The organism is Micrococcus antarcticus, from assembly GCF_044872765.1.
Lineage (GTDB): Bacteria > Actinomycetota > Actinomycetes > Actinomycetales > Micrococcaceae > Micrococcus.
This window is the reverse complement of record NZ_CP085253.1, coordinates 1495964-1522703: the sequence shown is the minus strand read 5'-3', so window position 1 is coordinate 1522703 and position 26740 is coordinate 1495964. Positions and strand designations below refer to the sequence as shown.

Below are 26740 nucleotides of genomic sequence, written 5' to 3'. Positions count from 1 at the left end.
AGTGGGGGCCGTGCTCCTCTCACCAGGGAAACGTGCCGCCCAAGAACTGGGTCAGTAGTGCAGTGAGGCCACTCACGGCAGCTTGGCCGGAAGCTTCGGCGGCCCCGTCGCGCAATTTTGTCAGAAACGAGCGTGTGGACTCACCGACCGTATTGCCGTCCTCATCGAGAGCTTGTCGAAGATCTGCAACCTGATCGGGCTCGAGAAGCTTGGCGGCAGCATCCAAAAGTCCCTCACGATCTCCAGGAGTCACGCGAGCGTCAATTGCAACTGAGGCGGCGCCGTCAACCTGCCCTTGTGAGACCACCGATGCCCGGTCGCCATAGATGTTTTGGGTGATGATTTGAAGAGAGACGCTGCGTGCTTCTCCCCGTGTGCCCTCCGCATCCTTGCCGACATCGCCCACTGATGGATCAATGGCTTCGAGCTCCAACAGCAGCTCTAGGGCAGAGGTGCGCACACGATCGACGATGCCCTCCAGATGCGTCCGGGGCAGGACTCTGCAGGCCGATGCGAGCTCCATCATCTCAACTCTGGGCGCTTTGCCTTCATTGCCGAGGCGACGGAACTCATCGACCCAAATGAGAGGAAGGCTAAGCTCCGGTGAGTTCTCCCGGTCTCGGGTCAGGGCGCTGACCTCCGCCACGGGCTGGCGTAGGAAGTCTGCTTCTGCGGGTACTCGTAATGACTCTGGGATGTCCGAACGACTGAGTGACTGACGCAACGAGGCGCCCATCGGACCATGGAATGTGAGCCTGTATGGAGCGAAGAGAGTTGAGCGATAGTTCGGAGATTTAACGTCTGGTGACCCGTACCCCTGAAGCTCGCCCTTCACCCATTCCACCATAGGGTCGGACTGGATTCGCTTTGCCACTACCAGACATTGCCGCAATGCGTGTTCGATCTGCACATTCGGATCTGACAAGGTCTCAATTGCGCGAGTGATAGTGAAAGTCATCAGAAAAAGCACCAATCGGTGTGGCGGACGTGGCAGACGGTGGCACGTGGACAGTCCTAGAACTTTTCGTGAAACGGTCGCATATGGGCAAGGCTGAGGCTTCAAGAGGCTTGCGAGGGCCTTCTATCGAGCCGCAGACCTCTGACGGGGCCGCAGAGGCCAAACCATGACTCTCTCGCTCGTCAGTTTTCCAGTCTCTGCCTCCCCGGGACGCTCGATAGCTCGGCATACAGGTCTGTGGCGATCCGGGACTCCTCTGCCGCGTTTGATATCGTCGAGTCCATGTACAGAGGCATCGCGTCGATGAAGCTCCGCTCCGCTCGCTGACGGCGGCGGACCACTCCTGACGAAACCCGCTCGCCGTCCTGGCACCCTGCCGGGCGGCTTTCTCGTGCTGCCCGGCTCCATGACGAGCTGAGAGACCACGATGACCCTGACCCCTCTGAACACCCCTGCCCTGCCTGCAGGCAGCGCCGCCCACATCCGAGCCGAGAGCATCACCCTCACCCTGGGCGATCGAACCGTGCTGAACGACGTGGACGTCACGGTCTCCGCCGGATCCCGGTTGGCCGTCGTCGGTGAGAACGGCCGCGGCAAGACCACGCTGCTGCATGTGCTCGCCGGCACCCTGATGCCGGACTCCGGCACCGTGACCCGCGCAGGGACGGTCGCCCTCGTCGAACAGGACCTCGACGTGGACGACGACCGCACGGTCGGTGACCTCGTCCACGACTCCATCGGCGAGTCCCTCCGTGTCCTGGACCGCCTCGAGGAGGCCACCCTCGCCATGGCAGAGGGCAGGCCTGGAGCCGATGACGCCTACGCCCGAGCGCTGGAGACGGCCACCGCCCTCGACGCCTGGGACGCCGAGCGGCGCATCGACCTCGCGTTGCACGGCCTGTCCGCCTGCACGGATCGGGCTTGTCCGCTGCGGGCACTGTCCGTCGGACAGCGGTACCGCGTCCGGCTGGCCGTCGTCCTGGGCTCTGCGGTGGACCTGCTCTTGCTGGACGAGCCCACCAACCATCTCGACGCCGGGGCCCTGGAGTACCTGACACGGGCACTGAGGGAGCACGCTGGGGGGTTCGCCGTGGTCACCCATGACCGCGCACTGATGAAGGACGTCGCCGACGTCTTCCTCGACCTGGATCCCACTCGTGACGGTCGCCCCCGGCAGTACACCGGAGGCTATGAGGCCTGGGAGAAGGGGCGGCGTGCCGAGCGGGCCGCCTGGGAACAGGAGCATGAGCAGCAGCTGGCCGAACACGCCGCCCTCACCAGCGCGGCCGAGGCCGCCCGCGGACGTCTCCAGGACCGGTGGCGTCCGGACAAGGGGACGGGCAAGCACCAGCGGGCCACTCGCGCCGGCGGCGTGGTCCAAACCTTGAACCGCAGGATGCGGGATCTGGCGGCGCACGAGATCACCGTGCCGGACCCGCCCCGGTCCCTGACGTGGCCGGCCTCGACGACCAGGGCAGGCCGGCCACTGCTCAGTGCGGAGGGGGTCGGCCTGGCCGGCCGCCTCCACGGGCCGGCCTCCGTCGAGCTCCACGGCGGGGATCGCCTGCTGCTCACCGGCCCGAACGGCGCCGGCAAGTCCACGTTGCTCCAGGTCCTCGCCGGCATCCTCGAGCCCACTGCCGGCCGCATCCTGCGGCACACGGGCGCGAAGATCGCGCTGCTCGCCCAGGAAGTGCCCGCATGGAACCCGCGACACACGGCGCGGCAGGCGTTCGAGGCGCACCTGCACCGCAACGGTCTGATGGCGAGGAACAACGGTGTGCCGTCACTCGGGTCATTGGGCCTGCTAGAACCGCGGAGCCTGGACACGCCCGTTGGGCGGATGTCTCAGGGGCAGCAGCGAAGGCTCCACCTGGCGCTGTGCCTGGCTGAACAGCCGGACCTGTTGATGCTCGACGAGCCGACCAACCACCTCTCCGCCGCGCTGGTGGACGAGCTCACGGACGCCATCCGGGAGACCCGGGCGGCCGTGGTGGTGGCCACTCACGACCGCCAGATGCTCCGAGACCTGACCGACTGGCCGCGTCTCGAGCTGAGCACCGAGGGGGTGAGCCGTTGACCTCGATCACCGCACTGGCACCTCTGTCCTCTCCCCGGTATCGGCCGCTGTTCCTGGCGATGGTGCTGGCCATCTTCGGCCAGGGTGCCTGGAACCTGTACCTGGCCATGCAAGTGCTGGAGCTCGGAGCTGATCCGCCGACGCTGGCCGGCGTCGTCATGTGGAGCGGCGTCGGCCTGCTGGCTGCCTCACTGCCGGCCGGCGTCGTCGCCGATCGCCTGTCGAAGAAGGGGATCCTGGTGGCCGTCCTGGTCGTCAATGCGGTGGCGGCCGGTGTCGTCTCCGGCCTCGCCACGATGGGGGCCGCTCAGTACTGGCTCCTGGGATTGTCAGCACTGATCGTCGGGGCATCGACGGCGTTCTTCTTCCCGGCCTACACGGCGTTGGTGCCGCTGCTCGTCGAGGAGGAGCAGCTGATGGCCGTGAACGGCCTCGAGGGGGCGACGCGGCCCGTCGTCGGTCAGGCCCTGGCACCAGCCCTGACCGGGGCGGTCATCGGTGCGACGACACCTCCTGCGGGCGGGCTGCTCATTGCCCTTTCGCTCGCGGCCGGCGCGGTGCTGGCCGCCCGCCTGCCTGCGGTGGGCCCTCCAGATACGAATGCGGCGCCTCAGCACCCGTTCCGGGACCTGGCCGAGGGATTCACGTACGTCCTCCGGACGCGCTGGGTGAGGAGCAGCGTCCTGTTCGCCGCCGTCATGGGCCTGGTGACGACCGGCGTCCTCGAGGTGCTGCTGCCGGTGCTGCTGCGCGACGGCCACGAGAACGGTGCCGCGGTCTACGGGGCGGTGCTGGCGGCGCTGGGCGTCGGCGGGCTGGTCGGCTCGCTGATTGCTGGCGGCATGGAGGCGCCGCGGCGGTTCCTGCCCGTAATGGTGGGAGTCTGGGCTCTGGCATGTGTCCCGCTGGCCCTGCCTGCTTGGACGCTGAACCCCTGGATCATCGGGGCCGGTCTGATGCTCTACGGGGCCGGCATCGGAGTGGGCATGGTGATCTGGGGGACCGTCCTCCAGGCGCACGTGCCCTTGGACATGCTCGGACGGGTGGCGAGCCTGGACTTCTTCGTTTCGATCGCGTTCATGCCGCTGTCCGTCGGGCTCGTGGGGGCGGTCTCCGCCACCGTCGCCCCAGGAGCACTGTTCGTGGCCGCGGGGATGGTCCCGCTGGCCTTGGCCGGCGTCCTGGCACTGGCCGGGCAACTGCGTTCCGACGAGCCCCACGCGGCGTGACTCGTGCCTCGCGGCGGGGTCGGGCGATGGCTCGGCCCCACCACGCGGCAGGGGGCGCCCCCTGCTGTTCCGACGCTTCAATCGACGCGCCCACTCAGGAGGCCCGCGTGCGTCCCCTGGCCCTCACGGCGCGTAGTCGCACGATGGCACCAAGTTCATTGCTGGTCACATCACGCTCCGTCAAGAGGCGAGGTGTGCGCTGTTCTATGAAACATAGATGCGCGTCTGTGAAATTGTCGAGATGCAGCGAAGATTTCGCAGGACACTCGCTGAACCTTTCACAGAGCAAAACATTCAACGGGGTCGGCGAAAAGTAGCCCTGAACCACCCGCGGTGCGACCAAAGTCGCCGGCCAGTACATCTAGCGAGGTTCCGCCCTGCCTTCACTGCAGGTGCGTCAAGGTTCAGCTGACTCTTGGGCTCGCCACTGCGCGCTGAGTTCCGAGTACTCGGATCCGGGCACGTACGGCGACGGAGCTGCGGCGGCGTGCAAGGTCTCGGCCAGTCGCCGACATCCTTCAAGTACCGAACTAGGCACGATCTGTGTCCCTGAAGTCGCAAATATGTCATCGAGTCTGGCGTTTACCGCCCTCTTGTGCTCTGCGGAAAGACTGCCTTGATAAGCCCCGCTAGCGGTTAATAATGAATTCCACTGAACGGGATACAGTTCGTTGTTTCGGCTGAGGAGAACGTCTTCGCCGAACATGAACTCGATAGATGACGCTCGACCATTGATGTCTGCCGGAGCCGGGCCAGTTGGGCCGAGGGTGGGATAGTTCTGCGCGTATGGCACATCGGGCAAGCAGACGACCCGCACCCCGGTTGGCAGGTCAAGAGAACTCAATCGCCGAGCGCCTTCGCGGCCGGCAGTATCGTTGTCGAAGACTGCGATGATGCGATTCATGACGCCTGCGGCGGCCATGCCCTTCGTCAGCGACTCAACCCGATCGACCCCGCCAGGAGCCCTAGTCTGGTCGAAGTCTAGGAACTCGAACAGGTGCTCAGTATCTGGGGCAGCCAGCCGAAGGGCGTGACGGAGCCACCTGGCATCGCTCGAACCCTCGGTAATCACGATGATCGGCCCGCTTGCTGCGACTGCTGTCGCCATACGAGTTCTCGCCGAAAGATGTAGCTGTTCCTCGAGCGATACGTAGCCGCCTACTACTACATCTGTGAGGTCAAGGGTCACACGGGTCGATGGGTTTGTTCGCGAGAGAATGAGTGCGAGTTCGAACCGAGGGTCATCGAAGCTCTCTTGCATCAATTCCCACATGTGCTCCAGAAATTTTTGTTCAGAACTTCTGGGCCGATATTGGCGGTATCTACTGATGAGGTCTTGCCCGCGACGTGTGGCGAGTGCGTCGACCACGGCGGAGCCGTCCGAATAGGTCGATCGCCCTTCTGGCCAGCGTTCACGCATGTCGAGGCTGGGAAACTCGGGGTCGGGTTCCAGATCATCGTCGAAGAGAGCCGCGCACAGCGCGTGGACCCGTAGGGTTCCGAACCCTTGCAGCTCCAGTCTGGCTCGCAGCGTCCCCGCTGTCGCCGAATAACCCACCATCCTGCGGGGCCAGGGCTCTTCATCGGAGTCGAACTCTTCCGGTGCGTCCTCGAGCTCGGACAGCGCTTCAACTTGGGCCTCATCGACGAAGTGATCCGCGTCCGTGAACAGGAGCATCAACTCATCTGGAACCGTGTTCTTGCCGGTCAACGGTGTCAGCCGGCTCCCTGCTTCAAGCTGCCACCATGCGCCCATGCTTCTACCGTAACCGAGCTCCACGGACCACTTATGTGAACCCCATCCCTATAGCACACCAGCCATGTCGAAATGGGGGCACAGCCTCGTGGGCACCAGGTCGACTGACCGAACGCGTTGATCGACCCCTTAGCAGCAGCGTGAGTGCCCCCTCCAACAGGGCCACCGTGGTAGATCAATCCGGCCAGCGGGCTCGTATGGTGTGTCCATGTTCAACGAGTCGTGGCCGTGGAAGCGCGATCTTGCCAACGCTGCCGAGCGCTTGGAACGGGCCCGGCTGGGCCTCCCTGCGGTCTTAGACCAGGCCGTCGATGGAGAACTAGATGTGATGTCCAGGGAGGTTGTTGAGCCTGGTGGCAGGCACGGCGCCGATCGCGGAGTGGACGCGATGATGATTGTAGAAGTGCAGCCATCCAGGCAACGCGGCCCTGCGCTCCGTCTCTGAGCTGTAGAACCGGGCGTAGGCCCACCCGTCAGCGAGCGTGCGATGGAACCGCTCAATCTTCCCGTTCGTCTGCGGCCGGTAGGGCCGAGTCCGCTTGGGCTTGATCCCGAGCTCGGTGCAGGCATCACGCCAGGCATGCGAGCGGTAGGCCGAGCCGTTGTCCGAGAGCACCCGCTCCACCTCCACGCCCAGGCGCGCGAAGTGGGCGACCGCGCGGCGCAACACCGCGATGGCCGTCTGGCTGCGTTCATCGGAGTGCATCTCGACATAGGCGAAGCGGGAGTGATCATCGATCACGGTGTGCAGAAAGCCCACCCCGAGCCGGGGCTGGTATCGGGCATCACGGGTTCCTTCACGGTCTGCGGTCGCCGCGCGGTGCTTCAGGCCCTGCTGGCGCCCGACGAATCGGTGTCCGCCCCCGTCGGGGATGCGCCCGAACTTGGTGACGTCGACGTGGATCAGCGAGCCGGGGTGGGGGTGCTCGTAGCGGCGGATCGGCTCGCCGGTGACCCGGTCCAGACGGGCGAGGCGGTTGATCCGGCAGCGCACGAGCACGGCATGGACGGTGGAGGCCGGCATCCTGAGTTCTCCGGCGATCTGTGCCGGCCCCAGGCGTCGGCGCCATCGGGCGGCCACGATCTGTTTCACCACCGCCTGCGGTGTTCTGGTCGGCATCGTGGACGGCCGGCTGGACCGGTCTGCCATCCCTGCAGGTCCCTCGGCCCGGAAGCGTGTGGCCCATTTGCGTGCGGTGGGTGGGGAGACCATGAACATCTTGGCCGCGGTGGCGACCGGCCAGTGTTCCTCGACGATGAGCTTGGCCAGGCGTAGGCGGGCGCGAGGGGTCAGGGCGGCGTTAGCGTGGGACATGAAGGCCTTCTGTTCGCGTGAGCGGTTTCTCGACAACTCCACTCTCGCAACAGGAGGCCTTCGCCTGTCAGCTGTTCACGCAACAACGTCCCTGGACATCACAACTAGATGGCGCGGATTCGTATGAGGCGGAGATAGAAGCGCTCTACCTTGTTGAGCGGGACGTCATGAACGGAGCCTTCGCCGTCCGACGCCTGCTCGGGATGCCGTCCAAGGTCACCAAAGCAACAAGGGAGACAAAGGCAAGAGTGGTCCGTTACCCCCTGCGGGTGGGCGCGAAGACGCCTGACGTCTGGGATGCCCTTGGAGATCTCGACATGTACGACATGGAGGCACCCGCGGAGGTGGTGGTCACGGCAAACGAGGTCTGTAACCTCTTCATCCACAGCCTCATCATGCGCTTCGCGTGGACCCTCGAATCTCTGGCCCTTGGCGACTGGTGGGCCCTAGACGAGAGTGATCCTCGCGTCGAGTGCACCCCGGACGAACTGGCTGGATGGCTGGTCGCTTCCGACAAGTCCAGTACCCAGCATTTGACTTTCATCCCGCTTCGTGAACTCGTTCGAATTATGCGCCTCTTTGCTGAGGATGAGGTAACGATGGTGACCAACCGCCGGAACCCCCAAGGTCGTATGCATTCCACGGCATCGTGACACCGGTTGATTAACCTTGCCATTTGCGGAGATCGCCCTCTGGTGAGCGTCGTGCAGATGCGTCGCATGCGGCATCCAAAAGGCCCGGCCGCCAACCTGCCCGCCATGGAGACCCACACTGGCCGAGCCCTGCGCACGCAGCTCACGCGGAAGCATTCGTGAACTAATAACGCCCAGCCCGGCCCACTCCCACCGATCCGTGTACCCGGGCCTCGTGAGATGCGTCGCGCAAGGGTGGCCGCCGCCCATCCTGGCCGGGAGGAGGCCACGAGGTGGGGATACCGCTCTACGAGGTCGCCCGGGGACAGACTGAACAGGGCCAAGGCAGCCGCCGCACCGGCCGGGCGTGCCCGTCGGGATGCAGAGTGGCCTGCGCACGACTCACAGTGCAGGCTGCGCAAGTCCATGCCCCCCGGGACTACGGGCGTGCCAGGTCGCTCACGGATGCCCCCGCGGTGAAGCCGGCAGCCGTGTAGGTCGCCAAAGCGGCGGGGTTGGAGTTCTCCGCAACCACAGCAGCGGCACTGGCTCCGGCCTGGTGCAGTGCCTGGGCGCCAGCCTGGGTGATGGCCACCCCGTAGCCCTTGCCCTGGTGGTCCCGGTGCACACCCATCGGTTCCACGAGTCCGGGTCGGCCTTCGCCGGCACTCCACACGGTCGTCACCGCCACAGCCGCACCAGTGGAGTCGTATCCGATGAGGCTCTGCGCGTGATCGGCGAGCGGGCTGGTCATCAGCGTGGACCACCGCCGCACGAATCCCTCCCGGGCCTCGTCCGTGTAGGGGGTCCCCTTGAACGAGGACCAGTGCACGGCGGTCCACTCGGCGGCCTCTTCGGCGCCGACGATCTCGATGCGCAGGCCGCTCTGCTCCAGCTGCTCCCACCGCGGCTCGCCGGCCAGTTCCAGGACCAGGGGCGTCCACTCCTCGTCCTCGGCCCAGCCGCGCCGACGCAGCTCTGCCTGCAGGGCCGTGGCGCCGCGGGCCTCGACCACATTCACGGGGTCGTCGGGAAACAGGCCGGACGGGTTCTCGAGATCGCCGGCCATCGCGTGAGCCAGGGACTCGTCGGCCGTGCAGTCGGGGGCGATGGCAAAGCGGATCAGCCCTGGCCCGTCCAGCATCCCCAAAGCCACCGGGCGGGTGCCGTTTTTCCAGACGCGCAGATCGCCGGCCAAACGTTCGGCGCCGACCGAGGAGTGCCACCCCAGGTCGCCGGGGTGCAGCTGTCCGGCCCAGGGGATCTGCTGCCACTGCGCGAGTTCCTCGGCGAGCTCCACGAGCTGATCGCACGTTGGGGTCTCGAAGGAGAGGGTCATGGGGCCATCCTGCCTCCAGCTCGAGGCGGGGAGGGGCTGACCGTGGTTCCCCTCGGGGAGTGCCTTGCCCCGATGTCACTGATGTGGGGATCCGCCTTGGCGTCAACGGATGTCGAGATGCAGCCCAGATTCCACACGACGCGCGGCGCACTCTTCGCATATCGGGTGGGATCCGGTCGGCGTGAAATCTGGGTGTCCAGGTGGGTGCTCCCGCGCGCCCCAGGGCCCGCCAGAAACGTACGGGCGGCTGCCGCTCTGGCGGGTCGGTTGTGGCGAGTCATGTGGCGGGCGGACAGGGTCGGATGTGGCGCGCACGGCGCATGGCGGGGTCCCTCGCCACAAACGACCGATTCCGCCGCTAGCCCGTCTGGGCCAGTGGTCACACTCAAAGCACCCTCACCGATTGGAGAACCACCATGAGCACCACCGATTCCCGCTTCCGCCCCGACGTGATCGCCGCCCTGCGTGACGTGTACATGCATGACGAGGAAATCCGCGCCTACCTGGCCCCGACCATCGCGGCCACCGAGCCCGGCCCGATGCACGAGGACACCGCATGGATGGATCGCATTCCCGTGCAGACCTGGACGACTGCCGCGCGCCTGTGGCGGGCGGTCCGTGCGGATCAGCCGGACCCGACCGGGCGCGGGCGTGCGCGCGTGGTCGGCCACGACGTGCCGACCTGGATCATGCCCGATCTGTTCCAGCAAGGGTTCGCCTCGTTCACCGACGCGGCCTGCGGCCTGGGGTCGGTGGAGAGCGTCCGCTCTTCGGTGGTCAGTAGGCGACGGAGAAGCGTGTGCGGTGGTGGGCGGGCTTCTCGATCTCGTCGGTGATGGCGAGGGCGATGTCGTCGCCGGAGATCTCCGAGACGCCGTTCTCGTCGCGCAGGAGGATGTCACCACCGATGCGGTAGTGGCCGCGGGCGGTGCCGGGGGCGTGCTTGCCGAAGTTCTCGGCGGGGCTGATGAGGAACCAGTCGAGGCGGTCGTCGGTGTTCGCGCGGAGGTCGTCGAGGGCTCCGGCGAGTTCGAGGGATTCGGGCTTGGCGACCTCGGGGAAGCCGGGGGTGTCGACCAGGCGGGGCCCGTCTGGTGCGATCAGGAGCGAGCCGGCCCCGCCCATTACCCCGAAGCGCACGCCTCGTTCCGCGGCGAGCCCTGCCGCCGTGGACAGCAGGGCGCGGAGGCGGCCTTTGCCGGCGAGCCCGCCGTGGGTGGACAGTGCCGAGATCACGACGTCCGTGTGCTCGAATGCTGAGGCCAGGAACGCGGGGTCTTGCACGTCACCGGCCCGGTACTCGACGCCCGGGGTCTGCTTGTCGGGGATGGAGCGGCTGTACGAGACGACCTGGTGGCCACGCTTGGCGGCCTCGCGGACGATGCGGCTGCCGGCGTACCCGGTGCCGCCGAGGACATGGATGCGAGTCATGGTTTCTTCTCCTTATGGATCGAACGAGATGGATAGAGGGCCGCCGGGGGTCAGGCGGCGGGTTCCCGCCGTGGTCGGGGTGTGGCCAGGAGCAGGCCGAGGAGCGCGATGATCGCGGCGGCGAGCATGGTCACCCCGAGGGGGATGGCGGTGTGCTCGCCGGCGATGCCGACCAGGGCGGCGACGAGGCCGGCGAGGGCGAACTGCACCGCCCCGAGCAGCGCCGACCCTGCGCCGGTCGCGGCCGGGGGCACGGCGGACATGGCCAGGGCGGTCGCGTTGCCGAACACCAGCCCGAGCGGGGCGATCGCGACGAACAGGGGCACCATCAGCCACCCGGCGGGTGCGTCGGTGAGGGTGAGGATCACGATCGCGACGACCGCGGCCAGGCTGATCGTCAGGCCGGTGAGGGTCAACCCGCGCAGCGAGACGCGACCGGCAAGACGGGCCGCGACAGTGGTGGCGATCATCAGGCCGACGGCGTTGATCGCGAACGCGATCCCATAGGCGACCGCGCTCAGGCCGATCATGTCCTGGTAGACGAACGGTGAGGCGGAGATGTAGGCCATCATGATCGCCATCCCGAACGCATACGCGGCCGTGTTCCCCAGATAGGCCCGCGAGATCAGGCCCCGCCAGCCACCGCGCCGCGCCGTGCCCGCACGGGCTCTGCGGATCTCGCGGGGCAGCGATTCCCGCACGAACACGAGCACGCATGCCAGGGCGATCACGCCCAGGCCGGTGACGATCCCGAGCAGGCCCCGCCATCCGACCGGGCCGACCAGGGCACCGCCGGCGACCGGGGCGATGATCGGGGCGATCCCGCCGATGAGCATCATGATGCTCAACGCCCGTGCCGCCTCCGTGCCGCGAGCACGGTCAAGGATGATCGCCCGGCCGATCACCATCCCCGCCGCCCCGCCCAGGCCCTGGACCAGCCGGGCGGCCACGAGCAGCTCGATACTGCCTGCGAGCGTGGCGGTCACGCTCGCGGCGACGAACAGCACCGCCCCGAACACCAGCGGCACCACCCGGCCGGCGCGATCCGACCACGGCCCGAACACCAGCTGCCCGGCCCCAGCGCCGATCAGGAACGCCGTCAGCGATAGCTGCACCCCGGTCGCCGTGGTCGACAGCTCCGTCGTCATCACCGGGAACGCCGGCAGGTACAGGTCGATCCCGAACGAGGCGAGCCCCATCAGCAGCGCCAGCGTCGACAACAGCCCCGCACCGATCGCCTTGCCCGTCGCCTGGACGGGCGTGCCCGCTGCCTGTCGCCCTGTTCCCGTGTCGGTCATCCCCGCCCGGCTCCTTCTAAAACTATAGTTATGAAAACAACGCTATGTTAGCATAAGCATATGCGACAAGACGAGAAGCCGGTGAGCGGGCCGGCACCAACCGGTGCGGACCCGTTGGTGCGGCTCGCGGACGCGGTGCTGCATGTGGAGCGGAAGCTGCGCGCCTACCCGTTGCAGGACCCCGCGGTCGCGCCGTTGTCACCGTTGGAGTGCCTGGTGCTGCTGCACATCGACGCCAACCCCGGCGTGGCCCCCTCGGGGCTGGCCTCGGGCCTGTCGCTGACATCGAGCAACGCGAGCACGGCGCTGCGCGGACTCATCGCCAAAGGGCAGATCGAGCGCCGCCCCGACCCGGCGGACCGCCGCGCGGCACGCCTGCATCTGACCGAGGAAGCGGCACGGTCGGTGGGGATCGTGCGGGGCATGTACCGCGATCTGCTCGGCTCGCTCGACCTGCCTGCCGAAGATGTCCTGACCACTGTGCGCACTCTCCAGGCCATCGACACCGCCCTGAGCGACCCCGCACGGAGCTGAGTTATGGAGCAAGGCGCAGGCGACTACCGTTGGAGCCTCTGGCACTCTCATTTCGAGGTGAACCCGTGGTCGTATGACCAGTCTTCATCCGCACCGAGAAGCGGGCAGCGGAACGCTGCGGCTAACACAAGGCTTCACTGGCAGTGCTGAAAGGGGCGGCGCTCTTCCAGCCGTTCGCGGTGGATACGAGGCAGTCTCGGAAGCAGGTCGGCCTGCTCGTCTTCGACTGCGTGGCGTTCCTCGTCGTCCGCGATGGCTCGGTGGTTCTCACCGTCGGGGAGCGTCAACACCCGATCGCTTTTGGTCACGCCGTGCTGATTGCCCCGCGTACGGTCTTCACCTACGAGCCCGAGGGCACCGCCACCCTGACGACGCTCTTGGTCGACGTGGACTACATGCTCGATCAGCTCTACTGGCAGCATCCCGACGTGTTCGCGGATCGCTACGTCGTGAGACAGTACGCCGGGGCCTTGTTTCCGGATGCCGCTCATGTGCTCCATGTGAACGGTGAGGACGCCACTCGCCTGATCCTCGTGCTCGATGAGATGACGACCCTCTACGAAAGACGCGAGTACCCGGCCTCGTACTTCTGGCTGCAAGCACGCCTCTCGATGCTGTTGGGCACGCTCGCTCCGCACGTACGCGCGGCTCCGGATGCGTTGCCCGTTCCCGTCCATCAGCGACGGCGATCAGTCGAGAGCCCCGCACGATGGCGAGAGTTTCGGCCCGCCCGCAGAGAAGCCCTCGCGGTCGAAGCGCTGCTGCGCGGAAACATAGCGAAGCGGTGGAACCTGGCCCTGCTCTGTGAACACGTGCACCTATCGGATAAGCAATTGGTGCGCGTCTTCGAGGACGCCTACGGCAGCACCCCGCACAGATACCTCACGATGCTTCGCGTCGCAGAGCTGGCCCGGCTGCTGCGCGAGACCGAAGTGCCCGTGACCGTGGCGATAGGTCGCGTCGGCTGGAACAGCCGAGGCCACGCCGCGGAAATTTTCCAACGACACGTCGGCGTCACTCCCGCCCGCTACCGACGCTACGGGCCGCCCACGGCCGCCTCGGAATGGTGAATCACGGAGCCCCGGCAGTGCTGAAAAGTGCTAACGAAAGTGCTAAGCAACGTGTATGTCGGGGTACTACGGTGAAGTTATCCACAATCTAGACGCCGTAGATCGTTGATTTTATGCGGCAGAACGCCCCGCCGAGATTCGAGGCGCGAGGGGGTCGAGGTCAGTTCAACTCCCGCGTCGCCGTCGGGTTCATCACCGCGTCTTCGCCCACACCGTGCCCCGGTGCACCCCGAACTGACGAGCCACGGCGTTCACGCTGATGCCCTGTGCGCGGGCTGTTCGCATAGCGTCCACTTCCTCGTCGGTCAGGCGTGTTCGAGGTCGTTTCTTTGGTTCCGCCGACGCGCCAATCAACGGGTCGTCGGCCTCGCCGTCGGACTCTGCATCCGCGCAAACCCCTTGATTCCACGCGGAAACCAGCCTCTCGACCCGAGGTCGCCTGTTCCCACAACGCTCCATTGCTTCCACGAGGCCCCCTCTCGGTTCGCTGGGAGGGGGCCTCACATCATCCCCGGATATGCACGCCGGTGACCGCGTTGCCCGATGGCCGGTTCGAAGTCCGTCAGGTGCTCGAATCATCCGATGATGCGGAATAGTTCAGCTGCATGGTGGCCCACGATCCGCGCACGAGCGGGGCGGGGCTGTTGGAGTCGCTGGCCTGGATGCAGGTGCCGGCGCGTGAGCGGTCGGATGCACACGCTGGCGGCGGGCGCCTCGGGCATGTCGGCAGCCCTGGCCCAGGGCGTCGCAGTCCTCGGGCCCGTCAACGTCGTCGCGTTGCCGTTCATCGCCGCGCTCGGGGGCTACCTGACCGGGTCGAACAGTGCCGCCAACGCCATGCTCGCCGCACCCCAGGCGCAGATCGCTACCACTCTTGAACTCTCCCAGCTGCCGGCGATGGCCGTCCATAACGTCGCATCCTCGCTCCTGCTCATGGGGACCCCGGCGAAGGTCGAGCTCGCCGCCCAGCTCCGTCCCAACGCGAAGATCGGATGCCTAGCGGAACCGCGGGTTCTGCTCGTGGACCTGACCATGGTCGTCTGCCTGGCCGCACTGCTGGTCCTGGCTACGGTGCGCTGAACCGAGCAGACCCCGTCCAGCATCCACCCTTACGGAAAGCCCCTCTCGATGAATCGGATTGGTGGGCGCTGCCGACAGGAGGCCCCCGCAGGGCCCGGTGTCAAAGTGGGTATGGGTGGGCCACCACCACGACGTGTCGGCGAGGGTTGTGGCGAGGATCAGGTCTGCCACAAACGACCGATTGTGCCGAGTATCGGAGCGACGCCTCACTGGGTGGGCGGGTGTGGCGGTCGTCGCGCCTCCGGAAGGTGGTCATCTGCGGCACGGTGGGCTTCAAGGTTCAGCGGCATCTCGTTGTCATGCCGGGGGTGCGTGGACCAGCTGGCGACGTGCGGGGTTTGCCCCGTTGCCGTGGGGGACTGCCCTCGGCGGGGCAGGGGTGGAGGGCGCCGTGCACAGCTGCTGAAAGGCGAGGGAGTGCGGGTCGATGCCTTCTCGAATCGACCACGTCCCCTAATGCTCGACGAGGACCTTGTCGGCCAGGGTGTCCAGGTCGTAGTTGATGGGGGGTGGGGCCGAGGTTCGGGGGCAGGTGGGGGTGGGGGCCGAGGTTCGGGGGCAGGTGGGGGCCAGGAGCATCTACATGACGTCAGGGCGGGCCGAGGAGCTGTTCATGGGGGTCCTTGCGTGCGGGGACCGCTGGGCGGTGAGCTGGTCGAGGGTGTGCATGGGGGCTCTCCTGGGTGCTGGGGGTGAGATGTAAGCAGTGCTGGTCTCAGGGGTGCTGCTCAGGTTCACGGTTTCGCTCTTAAGCACCGGGTGGGGTGCTGCGGAGCGCGTGGAGGTGGGCGTCGAGGCGTTCCTCGGCCAGGGGGATGTTCGTGGCGTACCACTTCTTCCAGGCCCCGGCCTTGTCCCCGGCCACCAACAGGATTGCCTGCCGGCGGGGGTCGAAGGCGAAGAGGATCCGGATCTCGCTGCGCCCGCTCGAGCCGGGGTGCAGCTCCTTAAGGTTCTTGTGCCTGGAGCCGGTGAGTGTGTCCACCAACGGTCGGTCCAGGGTCGGCCCGGGCTTGCTGGCGAGAGTTGTTGTCAATGACTGCTGAAACGCGAGCAGGAATCGACACCTGAAAACCGAGCAGGTGGGCCCAGCAAACAGCGGCATGAGCGCGTGTATGGCGGTGCATCCACGAAGCACGCCTCTCGGAAACGCGGGGACACCAGCGTCCAGCCGGTAGAATCATGAACAGACACGGCCGAGCCGCATGCAGGCGCTCGCCCCTTCCAGGAGAGACCATGACCAAATGGTTCCTGCTCGCCGGCGCCGTCGGTAGCGAAGTCATCGCATCGCTGTCACTCAAGGCAGCACTCACCCACCCCGCGCTGTACGCGGTCGTCCTGCTGGGCTACGTCTCAGCCTTCACCTTCCTCACCCTGGTACTGAAGCGCGGAATGGCCCTCGGTGTCGCTTACGGCATCTGGGGCGCGTTGGGTGTCGCCGCAACGGCGGTGCTGTCCGCCGTCCTGTTCGACGAACGGATCACGGCCATGATGGGGATTGGGATCGCCCTGGTGATCGCCGGCGTTCTGATGGTTGAACTGGGATCGCACCATACCCCCGACACCGACGAGCAGCAGGCGGGGGCAGCGTGATGCAGTGGCTATTCCTAGCCGGGGCCGTCCTGTCCGAGGTGGCTGCCACCCTGTGCCTGCGTGTGGCGGCCGCCGGCCGTCGTGGGTTCTACGCGGCCGTGGCCGTCGGTTACGTGCTGGCCTTTGTCTTCCTGACCCTCGCGCTGCGCGTCGGGATCGGGCTCGGTGTCGCCTACGGGATCTGGGCCGCCGCGGGGGTTGCCTTGACCGCGATCGCGTCCCATGTCCTATTCAAGGAACCCCTGACCCGCACCATGATCTTGGGGATCTTGCTGATCATGGCCGGTGTGCTGGTCATCGAAATCGGTTCCAGCTCCCACTGACCTGCGGCGGTGGCCGCGCCGCGCACTCATCGCCAAGGTGGTGATGTCACGCGCAACGTCTGATCGTGGCCGATCGGCGCGGATCAGTGGGGTGCCACCTTCCTCCGCGCCGGTTTAGTGACTAGCGTGCGGCGCATGAGCGGGGGTGCGCAGTCCGTCAGCGTCCGTGTGCATGGGGACTCGATTCTGGGGCAGGAGTGCCTGAAATCCATGATGTGGCCATGGAGTGTGGAGCGGCTCGGGTTGCCCTGTGTCGGTCTGTCGTGGGGGGTGCCGGGGGAGACGTTCAAGGTGCAGGGTGCCTATGCCCAGGAGCCGGTCCGGTATGAGGATCTCAACTTCCAGGAGATCGGTCTCGTGGGGGAGGACTTCGGCCGCGGGCGGCCGGCGTGGCCGGACCGGTGCTTCTCCCTCGAGCTGTTCCCGGAGTATTCCCCCGAGGTGGCGTGGCTTCGCCTGCGGGTGGTGGAGGAGGCAGGGGCGCAGGAGTTCCGAGCCCAGGTCACGTTGCGTCCCCGTTCGCAGGGCAGGGGCTGCCAGGCCGACCTCGACTGGTGGGAGTCTCGACTCGGAGCTCTTCCAGCCCAGATGAGGGAATGGGCTCGGTCCTGATCCGTTCCTCGGGGTCAGGGGCCCGGGCCCTCCTTCGTCCCGGGGATGCGCACGTTTCGGACGGGGCCCCGGCGGTGCAGGGGTCTCTCTGGGTCCGTGTCCAGTCGGGTATACCCCTTTACACACCCCCCGCCGCCACGAAAGGATCACGTCAGAGTGGGTCCATTTTGGACCCGTTGGACACACCTGACGGAGGGTCCAAAACGTGGTTGGACAGACGGTGGCCTATGTGCGGGTGAGCTCGGCGGAGCAGAACCTGGACCGCCAACTCGAAGCGGTGGGGGAGTGCGACCGGATCTTCGAAGACAAGATCTCCGGCAGCTCCCGCGCCAAGCGCACCGGATTGGCCGAGCTGATGAGGTACGTGCGGGAGGGGGACCTGGTGAAGGTCGCCTCGATGGACCGGTTGGGCCGGGACACGCGGGACCTGTACGCCATCGTGGACGAGCTCACCGACAAGGGGTGTGCGGTGCAGTTCATCTCCGAGCGGATCACCGTGGACAAGTCCGGCACCTCCCCGGTGGACGGGCTCATGCTGGGCATCCTGGCCGCGTTCGCTGAGTTCGAGCGTCGGCGGATCAAGGAGCGTCAGGCCGAAGGCATCGCGTTGGCCAAGGCCCGCGGCAAGTACGTGCAGGCCCCCGAAGCTCTCGGACCTCGACGTGGAGCAGGCGCGCGTGATGATTCAGATGGGGATCCCGAAAGCCGAAGTGGCGCGCACATTCGGGGTGAGCCGGCAGACCCTGTACACCTCGTTGCGCCGGCAAGCCTCAGACTGAACCCCATCCTCGGCCGCCGGCGTCCCTTGAGTTTCTGCTTCAGTACGTGGGCGCGGCCTTGTACAGGGATTCAGCGTCCTGGGCTGCGTGGACGCCGGCCTGGACGACGTCGTTCTTCATGTCCAGCACCCGCAGCTGCCCCTCGATCTCAGCGACGGCCTCGATCCGACCGAAGGCATCCCCGTGGGCCTGGGCGTACTCGGCCAGGCCCCGCAGCTTGGGCAAGGCGTCGGCCAGGTGCGTGCCGTGGGGGTCCACGATGTCGGCGCGGATCGTGCCGTCCTGGTTGGCGTGGAAGAAGAGGAAGTCCGGTCGTAGCGCCTGCCACTGGCCGGTGCCGTCCTGGAACGGGATCGCCAAAGACTGCTTGGAGGCCCGGGAGGGGTTGCGGTACCAGCCCCGGAAGGAGGGCTCGGCGGCTTCGGAGTCCAGCACCTGCCGCTCCCAGGTGTTCAGGTCCACAGGCATGGTGCCGTCCTCGGCGGCCATCAAATGCAGGGTGCGTCTCTGCAGAGGACGCTCGCTGCCATCAGGGAGGCGCTCCTGCTGGTCGGCCTGGGTCAACCTCGGGCGGGTCAGGTCCACACGTTCAGGCCGACGGGCCATCTCCCGCACCCGGTCATACACTGCCTGGCGCTCATCGGTCAGGCCGTTGATCTGCACGCGGTACTGGCTCAGCCAGTCCTGCACGAGCTTGTCGGCCTTGGCCTCCAGATCGGCGACGACCTCGGAGGTGCGGGCCAGGGAGGCGATGATGATGTCTCCTTCGCGCAGGTCGAGATCCTCTTCGTCCTCGGGGACGATGTGATCGATGTAGGCCCCGGCGATCCAGCCGGTGAGGGTGCGGGCCGCCGCGGCAGCGGCCTCCTCGATGGCCCGGTCATCGGCCAACAGTTCCAGGCTGGTGGTGCTCAGGGTTGTGGTTCCCATTCGGCCGGTCAGCCGCTGGGCCGACAGGGTGAGCACATCCTGGCGGGCCGCGGCGATCTGCTCGGAGTACTGGACCCTGCATCCGTCCAGGAGCTTGCACATCGTGTGCGCGGCGGTCTTGACCGCCCCGGGCAGCAGCCCATCGTGGGAGAGGGCATTGGCCAGGATGTCCAGGCGCTTGAGCGGTTTGGTGGCGCCCTGGGGGATGTTCATCGAGGGCAGGGCGTCGAACACCGCCCACACGTCTTCTCCCACCGCCGGGTTCGGTGTCAGGGTGACCGGGTCGAACAGCACCCGCCGGGCGGATGCGCCGGCGGGATCGGAAGTGGTGTCGTCCATGTCGGACTGTCCGCGCATCAAGGTCTGGGCGATGGCGGTGGAGGTGGTCTTGTCGAAGTGGGGCAGGAAGCAGTCGATGGAGTTGAGCACTTCGTTGCCCGGGATGCGTCGGGCCAGGGGGGTACGGACCATCCGGCCCAGCAGCTGGTGGACGTAGGTGGCGTCCTTGTAGGTGCGGAAGGACATCAGCACCTCCGCCCTGGGGCAGTCCCATCCGGTGGAGATCGCCTCCATGGCCAGCAGCACCCGGACGTGCGTGGTCTCCTGCACGCGCTGTGGGGCGATGTAGTTGACGATCTGGCCGGGCAGGTGCCGGTCCGTGTGGGTGCCGAAGACGTGGGCGATGTCCTGGGGCCGTAGCTCGGGCCACTCCTGGTGGATGACATCCAGGATCCGTGAGAGGTGCTCGTCGCTGGGTTTGTCTGCGACCTGCACGACCAGTAGCGGCACCACCGGGTTCGGTTCGCCCTGCTCGGCGGCGTAGGCCGCCCAGGCTCTGGTGGAGGCCTTCGTGCGGGCCACGGCCTCGCGCAACAGCGTGGTGTCGAAGGCGCCGGCTTCCTCGGGGATGGTGAGGACAACATCGTCCTTGAGCAGCCCGGAGGTCTGCACGAGCGCGGGGTCGACCTGCACGGGGGAGAGCGCGTCCCGGTCTGTGGCGTGGGCCATGGCCTGGGTGAAGCGTTCCACGGTGGCGGAGATCCCGAGCACGATCGGCATAGCCGGGGCCAGGGCGGTGCCGTTGATCAGGCGCTGGACGATGGTGGCCCGTTCCTGGTCGTTCTTCTTGGTGGTCTTCATGCCCCGGTGGGCCTCGTCCAAGATGAAGTACAGGGTTCGTCCGGGGGTGGCCACGGTGTTGGCGATGACGTCGTAGATGGTCCGCTGGGCCATGTCGGGGGCGGCCATCACCGGGGTGGCAGCGTTGGTGGGGTCCTGGGCCCCGCGCACCAGGCGGGCTCCTTCGCGCAGCTTCTGGGCGTTGAGGAAGTACACCTGGCCGGGGGCGAAGGTGGTCTCGGCGAAAGAGTTCTCCACGGTGCGCAGCCGACCGTCGAGCTCGGAGGATGCGGCATGGATCCGGGCGCGGGACTGATCATTCAGGTCTGGGTCGTCGGAGAACCAGAGAACGGTGGCGCCGGGGTCGGGGGCGATGTCCTCGGTGTACTGGTCGGAGCCGAAGAACAGGGCCTCGATGATGGCCGCGGCCATCACCGTCTTGCCGGCCCCGGTGGCCGCGGCCAGGGAGAACTGGGACAGGACGCCGTCGTCCTGGTAGTTCTTCCTGGCCCGATGCAGCCGGTTCAGGACCTGCTCGACGGCCTGGGCCTGGTAGTCCTTGAGGGTGTAACGCATGGGGGTCAGGCCCTCCGGTTGATCTGGAAGTTGTGCAGGTAGGACTCGTACAGGCGCACCGCGGTGGTGTGTTGAGGCAGCTGTCGGGCCACGGACTGGAAGGCCACCTCGGAGTCGGTCACGATGAACGCCATCCCTACCTGGGGGTCAGCCTCTAGGGCGGCCAAGAACTCGGGGGCGTGGTCTATGTCCTCGAGCACCCCGTAGGCCTGAGCCACATCCCAGCCCCGTTCCGGAAGGCTGGAGATGATGCGACCGCGAGAGCCGGCCTTGAGCCAGAGCATCGGCGCAATCCGGGCGAAGGCACGGTTGCGGCGCACCTGCCGGGGCGCCTCATAGGTCAGGGTGAAGAACGCCGCGTTCTCCTCGAAGCCGTCGGCCATGGGGAACTCGTCAGTGAACTTGTACTCGCCCTTGATCGGGTCGCCAGCCGGAGTCCTACCGGTGATCGCAGCGGTGATACGAGGTTTGGTGACGTAGTCGCAGATGCCCCACTGCTCCCACTCTGCATCCCCGGGACGGAGCCCCTGCATTCGCAGGCCCACCTGCTCATCGGCGGACACCTCGTTGTTCGTCACGCTGATGCACTGACGGCGCCCACCGTCCTGCTTGTTTAGGCGCATGACGGCATGAGCCGTCGTGCCCGAGCCGGAAAAGAAGTCCAGTACGACAGCGCCCGGCTTCTCCTTCACGTAAAAGCGAAGGGAGTCCTCTACTGCGTAGAGCGATTTGGGGAATGGGAATCGTCGGCCAGGTAAAAATCCACTGAGGAGTCTTGTTCCATGCTCAGAAGCAGAGTGCGCTGCTAGTGCCCACTGCGTGGTAGGAATTCGGCTTGCGGTCACTGTAGATTGCCCCTGAACGCTGATGACGCCTCTCTCGTCCTTACTGACCTCTCCAAACGCGCCTTCCAGGACCTTCTTCTGCTCCCCTGACTTCAGGTACGAGATAGCCGTCCTATCGCCCTTGAGGCGTCCGGAACGCAGGAACCCTTCCATGAGCAGGAGGCGTGCAGTCTCAGCACCGACCTGCCAGCGCCCCTCCGTTCCATCGTCACGGAGCGGCCACACTGCGACCGTTCCCTGGGGCGCTGAGTATGAGGCTCTATCCGAGTCGAGGGGAAGCGGATCGCCAATGGTGGTAATGGCTCCGTCATGCGCGTTAATTAGCACGGGGTAGAACATGCTTGGGCGGTCGCGGCGGGAAACTCCGGTGCCAGAACGGATCATGCTTACCCATCGAAGCTTGTCCGTCGTGGTCGCCCGCGACCCCTGCCACTCGCTCGTGAGCGGCTGGGGGCTAGGCGATGCTCCCCCCAATGCAACAAAGAATATATATTCATCCGAACGTCCAAATTGCCCACTCCGAGAAGAACCCTTCGGGTTGATGAGGGTACTAACCATCTGAATGCGCGCCTCGGGAAACGTCTGTTCCAGGAGCATCCCAAGCCGTAGGTACTCCTTCTCGTCGATGGTGACGATCAGGACGGAGTCTTGGGGGTTCAGGAGTTCACGGGCAACCTGGAGGCGGCGTTCCATGAAGGACAGCCACTTGGAGTGGCGGTAGTCGTCGTCTTCCTCGACGTAGTCGTTGTTGTACTTCCAGTCCTTCGCTCCGGTGTTGTAGGGCGGGTCAATGTAGATGCAGTCCACCTTGTGGCGGTGGGTGTATGTGAGCATCTCGAGAGCGTGGAAGTTCTCGGCGTTGATGACCGTGTGGAACGGCTTGTCCGGCCCGCCGTTCTCGACGCGGCCTGTCTCGACCAGGCCCGGGTAGATCGGGTCCTCGAAGCGGGCGACGACCACCAGGTCCTCGAGTGCGGCCGTTGAGGTGGCTGGCTCGCGGACCTCGGGGTCGACGTCTGCTTCGGTCAGGTGGGCTTGCTTGCCGTCTTGGGTGCGTTCGATGTCGGTGACGACCCAGTGTCGGGTGTCTCCGATGGTGAGGCTCCCGCGTGGGGGGAGTACGCGGACGGTGTCTCCGCGGCGCACGGGGCGGCCGGGCAGCTCCACAGCTTCGGGCTGGTGACGCTCAAACACGAGACCGAACTGGCTGCGCTGGGTGAGCTGGCGGAACTCAGCTTCCAGGTCTGCGGCCAGCTGTGGGTCGGTCTTGCGGGCCTGGGCGAGCAGGTCAGTCAGTCGAGACACGGGTGTTCTTTCTTTGGGCCAAGTGGCATGGGGCGCTGTCCGCGCTAATCCTGCCCATCCTAGGGACCGGGGATCTCGTGCCGAGCAGGGGCTTCCCGCGAGCTTAGGATCAGCTGCGATGCGACTTCGCATCGCGTCATCCGCTCGAGCAAGGAACTCGCCCATGTCACGACGCTCTTTGGCTTCTCTGGCCACTGCTGCTGCTTTCGTCGCCACCGCTGTCCTGGGGGGTGCGGGCCCGGCGGCAGCCGGCACCACGTACTCAGCCCCGCTGCGCATGGCTGTGGCGTCGTTGCCGGTGGCGGCGGAGAACAATGCCGGCTATGACCGGGCCGCCCAGTTCGGGGACTGGAAGGATGCGAACAGGGACTGCCAGAACACGCGGGCAGAGGTGTTGATCGCAGAGTCCAAGACCACCCCGAAGTTCACGACGGCCCGTAAGTGCACGGTGGCCACGGGCAAGTGGGTGAGCAGCTGGGATCTGCGTACGCACACGTCTGCTTCGACGGTGCAGATCGATCACATGGTGCCCGTGCATGAGGCGTGGGGCTCGGGCGCCCGGTACTGGACCAAGGCCAAGCGGGTGGCGTTCTACAACGACTTGGGGGATGCCCGGTCGCTGAACGCGCAGACCTCGGCGTTGAACTCGGCCAAGCAGGCCCGCGGTCCGGAGCAGTGGCTGCCGCCGAAGAACCAGTGCCAGTACATCGCTGACTGGACCGCGGTGAAGATCCGCTGGGGGTTGAAGGCTGATGCCACGGAGAAGGCGTTTCTGGTGAAGAAGGCCGCGTCCTGCGCGAACACCACCCTTAAGGTGACCCGGTACTGAGGCTGCACGGCCGCAATGGTGCCCATCCCCTACTCGTTGACGGCTGCGGGTGTGGGCACTGGCCTGCCCGGGGGCTGGCTCGAGGACTTGTGTTCGTACTTTGTCTGCCATGGCCACCCCTCTCCTAGAGCTTGCCGGGAGTCGAGGCGTCTGCTTCCCGCTGCGTGCCCGTCGGTTACCCCCGCCACCCTGTCCAGAGGTCTCGAGGCACCCGCCGTATGGGGCTTCTGCCGTCTTGAGCAGGCATGGTCCTGGAGCTCCGGTCGTCCGGAGAGCGCGAACATGCTACGGGGGCCTTACCTCGCGGCGGGGGACCGCTTCACCGTGCGGGTCGGGGGCGTCGTTGTCGGCATTGGGAAGGTGGCGGTGCAGGACGCGTGGAGTCGGGGCGGCCCGCGGCAGGAGGGCCGGAACGCCGGCCACAAACGACGGTTCGCGGCGCTCGAGGGGGAGCGCTCGCTGACTGTCCAGACGCGGCGAAGATCGCACGCGAATCGCGAAGGACGGTTCCGTAGAAGGCTTGGGGCGGAGAGCGCCAGACGCCTCAGCTCCGGTTGGACTCGATCCATCCGTGGCGGCGTACGCCGGCGTCCTGCCGTGTGCCGCGGTCGACCACGGTGAACCCCGCCGCGGTCATCACGCCCGCGAGCTCATCTACCGGCCAGTACCACGCCGTGGTGACGGCGTGATCGAACGGTTCCACGTGCTCGCCAGCGAAGAACCCCAGCAGTAGTGACCCGCCAGGGCGCAGTGCCTGGTGTGCGCGCTGCAGGAGGGCAGGCATCTCCACCGGCGGCGTGTGGATGATTGAGTACCAGCCCAGGATCCCGTTGAAGGCGGCTACGGGCAGGGTCTGGAACGAGCCCGGCTCCACGCCTACCTCCGGGTGGGTTCGGTGTGCGTGGGTGACGAACTCTTCGACCGGCTCGATGCCCGTCACCTCATGGCCCAGCGAGGCCAGGTGCGCGGTCCAGTGGGCCGGACCGCAGCCGACGTCGGCCAGAACCCCATCCACCCGGTCGGCCCAGGCTTCGACCAGCAGCCTGTCGTCCTCGGCCACCGCGTCCATGGTGCCCAGCAGCTTGGTGTACTCGTCCGCGCGGGCGCCATAGGCGGCCGGGCTGGTGGAAAGTCCTTCCCGGGCGGCGTCGTCAGGGGTCACCGCTGCCCCTCCGCTGGCGCGAGGAGCTGCCAGAGCTCGTGGTCCTGCCAGCGGCCGGCGATCCGCAGGTACTGCGGGGCCAGGCCGTACCGCTGGAACCCGCGGTGTTCCAGCACGCGGCGGGAGGCGTGGTTGTGGGGGAGGATCTCAGCCTGCACCCGGTGCAGTCCGAGCTCGCCGAAGGCGATCTGCAGGGCCTGCCCGACGGCGGCGGTCGCCACGCCGCGTCCCGTCGCCTCAAGCGCGACCCAGTAGCCGATCGAGCAGAACTGCCCGGCCCCGCGGACCACGCTGGCCAGGGTGAGACGACCGAACAGGTGCCCGGTGTCGTCGGTGATGACGAAGGCGTAGGAGCGGCCGGCGGCCCGGTCACGGTCTGCCTGTTCGAGGGCCTCGCGCTGGCCGGCCTCCGTGAACCAACGGGCCTGACGTTCCGGCTCCCACGGGGCCAAGTGCTCGCGTTGGCTCCGTGCCAGGGCGGCGAGGGCCTCGGCGTCGTCGAGGACGGCAGGGCGCAGACGGACGGGCATGGATCGAGCGTAGCGACCGTGATCCCGTGCACTGGTCAAGCGAGGGGCAGGAGGAGCCGGTGTCAACCCTTCAGACCCTGAGCGGCGTATGAATCAAATTGGCGCGTTTGTGAAATCTTCGCTGCATCTCGACAGCTGCATCTCGACAACCTCTTGGCCTGCAGATCCAGGATCCGGCCCGGCCCGCTACACTCTTGAACACCGTTCAGGACGCGTCTCACGCGCCCCACGGCCCCCCGTCACCCGCACCACCCTGGAGGAGCCGCCCCATGGCCACCCCTGTCTCGTCCACGGCGCACACCGCCCGGGGCACCAGCCCCGCCGTCGCCCGCCCCACCCGCGGCTCCTCCGGCGGCGGCCTCGCCCGCATCGCCGTGCTGGCCGCGCTCATGGCGGTCCTCGGCATGGTCCCGCCGATCCCGGTGGCCGGCATCCCGGCGCCGATCATCGCCCAGAACATCGCCGTCATGCTGGCCGGCGTGATCCTCGGCCCGTGGCGCGGCGCGGCAGCCATGATCCTCTTCAACGCGCTCGTGGCGCTCGGCCTGCCCCTGCTCTCGGGTGGCCGCGGCGGCCTCGGCGTCATGGTCGGCCCGACGGCCGGATTCATCTGGGGCTGGATCCCCGCGGCGTTCGTCGTCGGCCTGATCTTCTGGGCCATGACCGGCCGCGCCCGCCGCGGCATCGGCACCGGCCGCGTGGGTGTCGCGGCGTTCGTCGCCAGCCTCATCGGCACCATGGGGGTGCTCTACGCCTGCGGCGCGCTGGGCTTCATCCTCATCGCCGGCACCGAGCCGGCCGCGGCGTTCGCCATGCTCCCGGCCTTCGTCCCCGGCGACCTCGTGAAGGTCGTCGTGACCGCGCTCCTCGCCGCCGGCCTCTGGAAGGCCTACCCGCGCGCGTTCCGCTGAGCGGGCGCCGGGCGTGCCCAGCGCCCGCGGCCCCGCCTCAGCGGTTCATGCCGTACGGCAGCCGGTCCCGGTCGAGCGTGATGTCGGTGTAGCCGTGCGGCTCGGGGCGGCCCTCCTCGTCGAGAGAGACGAACACGATCTTGTCGATCGTGAGGATCACCTCGCCGGTGATGATGTTGCGGACCTTGGCGCGCATGGTCAGCGAGGTGCGCCCGAACTCCACGGCGCGCAGGCCCATCTCGATCATGTCGCCCTGCTCCGCGGAGGAGCGGAAGTTGATCTCGGAGATCAGCTTCGTCACGGAGCGCGGGTTGCCGAGCTGGATGATGGCGTAGATCGCGGCCTCCTCGTCGATCCAGCGCAGCAGCGATCCGCCGAAGAGCGTTCCGTTGGCGTTCAGGTCCTCAGGTTTGACCCACTTACGGGTGCGGTAGGTGACGTCGTCGGAGTGCGCGGCATGGTCGGCGGAGGGGGTGGCGGCGTCAGTGGTGTCCATTCGCCCAC

Annotated in this window: 25 protein-coding genes and 1 pseudogene; 14 read left to right on the top strand and 12 right to left on the bottom strand. The window is 66.9% G+C overall.

All coding sequences use genetic code 11. The features are described 5' to 3' along the window. Positions 1-19: 19 nt before the first annotated feature. A complete protein-coding gene (locus LG274_RS07050) occupies positions 20-958 on the bottom strand; it encodes a hypothetical protein (RefSeq protein WP_404463595.1) in 939 nt (312 codons plus the stop codon). Positions 959-1385: 427 nt separating this feature from the next. Here LG274_RS07050 and LG274_RS07045 point away from each other — a divergent pair, with 427 nt between their 5' ends. After that, positions 1386-3038 (top strand): ABC-F family ATP-binding cassette domain-containing protein, encoded by a 1653-nt coding sequence (locus LG274_RS07045; protein ID WP_248194529.1) that lies wholly within the window; start codon positions 1386-1388, stop codon positions 3036-3038. Further along, the gene (locus LG274_RS07040; RefSeq protein WP_023190119.1) at positions 3035-4267 is read left to right on the top strand and encodes an MFS transporter; all 1233 of its coding nucleotides are present in this window, start codon (positions 3035-3037) and stop codon (positions 4265-4267) included. The genes LG274_RS07045 and LG274_RS07040 overlap by 4 nt, the downstream gene beginning before the upstream one ends. 397 nt (positions 4268-4664) lie before the next feature. Here LG274_RS07040 and LG274_RS07035 read toward each other — a convergent pair whose 3' ends face one another. Both LG274_RS07035 and LG274_RS07030 read right to left on the bottom strand, forming a co-directional pair. Then, positions 4665-6023 (bottom strand): hypothetical protein, encoded by a 1359-nt coding sequence (locus LG274_RS07035; protein WP_271438102.1) that lies wholly within the window; start codon positions 6021-6023, stop codon positions 4665-4667. 319 nt (positions 6024-6342) lie between these two features. Next, positions 6343-7338, bottom strand: a complete 996-nt coding sequence (locus LG274_RS07030; protein ID WP_404463592.1) for an IS481 family transposase — start codon at positions 7336-7338, stop codon at positions 6343-6345. 17 nt (positions 7339-7355) lie between these two features. Here LG274_RS07030 and LG274_RS07025 point away from each other — a divergent pair, with 17 nt between their 5' ends. Further along, positions 7356-7991 (top strand): hypothetical protein, encoded by a 636-nt coding sequence (locus LG274_RS07025; RefSeq protein WP_404463590.1) that lies wholly within the window; start codon positions 7356-7358, stop codon positions 7989-7991. Between the two features lie 418 nt (positions 7992-8409). On the opposite strand, the gene LG274_RS07020 is transcribed toward LG274_RS07025, so the two are convergent. Further along, entirely contained in the window at positions 8410-9309 is a 900-nt protein-coding gene (locus tag LG274_RS07020) for a GNAT family N-acetyltransferase (RefSeq protein ID WP_023190123.1), read from the bottom strand. Positions 9310-9725: 416 nt separating this feature from the next. Between LG274_RS07020 and LG274_RS07015 the strand changes: the two genes are divergently transcribed. Beyond that, entirely contained in the window at positions 9726-10145 is a 420-nt protein-coding gene (locus LG274_RS07015; protein WP_298714751.1) for a hypothetical protein, read from the top strand. Here LG274_RS07015 and LG274_RS07010 read toward each other — a convergent pair. Both LG274_RS07010 and LG274_RS07005 read right to left on the bottom strand, forming a co-directional pair. Further along, positions 10087-10740, bottom strand: a complete 654-nt coding sequence (locus tag LG274_RS07010; RefSeq protein ID WP_184241647.1) for an NAD(P)-dependent oxidoreductase — start codon at positions 10738-10740, stop codon at positions 10087-10089. The two genes, LG274_RS07015 and LG274_RS07010, sit on opposite strands and share 59 nt — an antisense overlap. A gap of 50 nt (positions 10741-10790) precedes the next feature. After that, a complete protein-coding gene (locus LG274_RS07005; RefSeq protein WP_200969764.1) occupies positions 10791-12038 on the bottom strand; it encodes a multidrug effflux MFS transporter in 1248 nt (415 codons plus the stop codon). A 60-nt stretch (positions 12039-12098) separates the two neighbouring features. Between LG274_RS07005 and LG274_RS07000 the strand changes: the two genes are divergently transcribed. From LG274_RS07000 to LG274_RS06990, 3 genes are all read left to right on the top strand, one after another. Next, positions 12099-12572, top strand: coding sequence for a MarR family winged helix-turn-helix transcriptional regulator (locus tag LG274_RS07000; protein WP_184241636.1), 474 nt, complete (start codon positions 12099-12101; stop codon positions 12570-12572). A gap of 143 nt (positions 12573-12715) precedes the next feature. After that, positions 12716-13642 carry an AraC family transcriptional regulator gene (locus LG274_RS06995; RefSeq protein ID WP_298714754.1) on the top strand — a complete coding sequence of 309 codons (927 nt, stop codon included), beginning with the start codon at positions 12716-12718 and terminating at the stop codon, positions 13640-13642. A gap of 678 nt (positions 13643-14320) precedes the next feature. Then, the gene (locus LG274_RS06990) at positions 14321-14722 is read left to right on the top strand and encodes an L-lactate permease (RefSeq protein ID WP_298714757.1); all 402 of its coding nucleotides are present in this window, start codon (positions 14321-14323) and stop codon (positions 14720-14722) included. Positions 14723-15470: 748 nt separating this feature from the next. Here the strand turns inward: LG274_RS06990 and LG274_RS06985 are convergent. Next, positions 15471-15707, bottom strand: coding sequence for a type II toxin-antitoxin system RelE/ParE family toxin (locus tag LG274_RS06985; protein WP_020626389.1), 237 nt, complete (start codon positions 15705-15707; stop codon positions 15471-15473). Between the two features lie 251 nt (positions 15708-15958). Between LG274_RS06985 and LG274_RS06980 the strand changes: the two genes are divergently transcribed. From LG274_RS06980 to LG274_RS06960, 5 genes and pseudogenes are all read left to right on the top strand, one after another. After that, on the top strand, positions 15959-16315 hold the full coding sequence (locus tag LG274_RS06980; protein WP_020626388.1) for a multidrug efflux SMR transporter: 357 nt from the start codon (positions 15959-15961) through the stop codon (positions 16313-16315). After that, positions 16315-16638, top strand: a complete 324-nt coding sequence (locus LG274_RS06975; RefSeq protein ID WP_144819320.1) for a multidrug efflux SMR transporter — start codon at positions 16315-16317, stop codon at positions 16636-16638. The genes LG274_RS06980 and LG274_RS06975 overlap by 1 nt, the downstream gene beginning before the upstream one ends. Before the next feature lie 135 nt (positions 16639-16773). Then, a complete protein-coding gene (locus LG274_RS06970; protein WP_101966244.1) occupies positions 16774-17250 on the top strand; it encodes a hypothetical protein in 477 nt (158 codons plus the stop codon). A gap of 205 nt (positions 17251-17455) precedes the next feature. Then, positions 17456-17821 (top strand): annotated as a pseudogene (locus LG274_RS06965) (recombinase family protein); the annotation flags it as partial. Positions 17822-17930: 109 nt separating this feature from the next. Then, positions 17931-18029 carry a helix-turn-helix domain-containing protein gene (locus LG274_RS06960; RefSeq protein ID WP_350749962.1) on the top strand — a complete coding sequence of 33 codons (99 nt, stop codon included), beginning with the start codon at positions 17931-17933 and terminating at the stop codon, positions 18027-18029. A 39-nt stretch (positions 18030-18068) separates the two neighbouring features. Here LG274_RS06960 and LG274_RS06955 read toward each other — a convergent pair whose 3' ends face one another. Together LG274_RS06955 and LG274_RS06950 are read right to left on the bottom strand one after the other, a co-directional pair. Further along, positions 18069-20654, bottom strand: coding sequence for a DEAD/DEAH box helicase (locus tag LG274_RS06955; protein ID WP_298985347.1), 2586 nt, complete (start codon positions 20652-20654; stop codon positions 18069-18071). A gap of 5 nt (positions 20655-20659) precedes the next feature. Beyond that, the gene (locus LG274_RS06950) at positions 20660-22804 is read right to left on the bottom strand and encodes a site-specific DNA-methyltransferase (protein ID WP_298985345.1); all 2145 of its coding nucleotides are present in this window, start codon (positions 22802-22804) and stop codon (positions 20660-20662) included. Between the two features lie 163 nt (positions 22805-22967). Here LG274_RS06950 and LG274_RS06945 point away from each other — a divergent pair, with 163 nt between their 5' ends. Further along, positions 22968-23633, top strand: coding sequence for an HNH endonuclease family protein (locus LG274_RS06945; protein WP_298985343.1), 666 nt, complete (start codon positions 22968-22970; stop codon positions 23631-23633). A 544-nt stretch (positions 23634-24177) separates the two neighbouring features. Here the strand turns inward: LG274_RS06945 and LG274_RS06940 are convergent. Together LG274_RS06940 and LG274_RS06935 are read right to left on the bottom strand one after the other, a co-directional pair. After that, entirely contained in the window at positions 24178-24795 is a 618-nt protein-coding gene (locus LG274_RS06940; RefSeq protein WP_298985341.1) for a bifunctional 2-polyprenyl-6-hydroxyphenol methylase/3-demethylubiquinol 3-O-methyltransferase UbiG, read from the bottom strand. After that, on the bottom strand, positions 24792-25325 hold the full coding sequence (locus LG274_RS06935; RefSeq protein ID WP_298985339.1) for a GNAT family N-acetyltransferase: 534 nt from the start codon (positions 25323-25325) through the stop codon (positions 24792-24794). Before LG274_RS06935 ends, LG274_RS06940 begins: the two co-directional genes overlap by 4 nt. A 269-nt stretch (positions 25326-25594) precedes the next feature. Here LG274_RS06935 and LG274_RS06930 point away from each other — a divergent pair, with 269 nt between their 5' ends. Further along, positions 25595-26236: a biotin transporter BioY gene (locus LG274_RS06930; RefSeq protein ID WP_298712130.1), complete on the top strand. Its 642-nt coding sequence runs from the start codon at positions 25595-25597 to the stop codon at positions 26234-26236. A 37-nt stretch (positions 26237-26273) separates the two neighbouring features. Here the strand turns inward: LG274_RS06930 and LG274_RS06925 are convergent, their stop codons facing one another. Continuing rightward, entirely contained in the window at positions 26274-26732 is a 459-nt protein-coding gene (locus tag LG274_RS06925; RefSeq protein ID WP_298712132.1) for an acyl-CoA thioesterase, read from the bottom strand. Between the last annotated feature and the right edge of the window lie 8 nt (positions 26733-26740).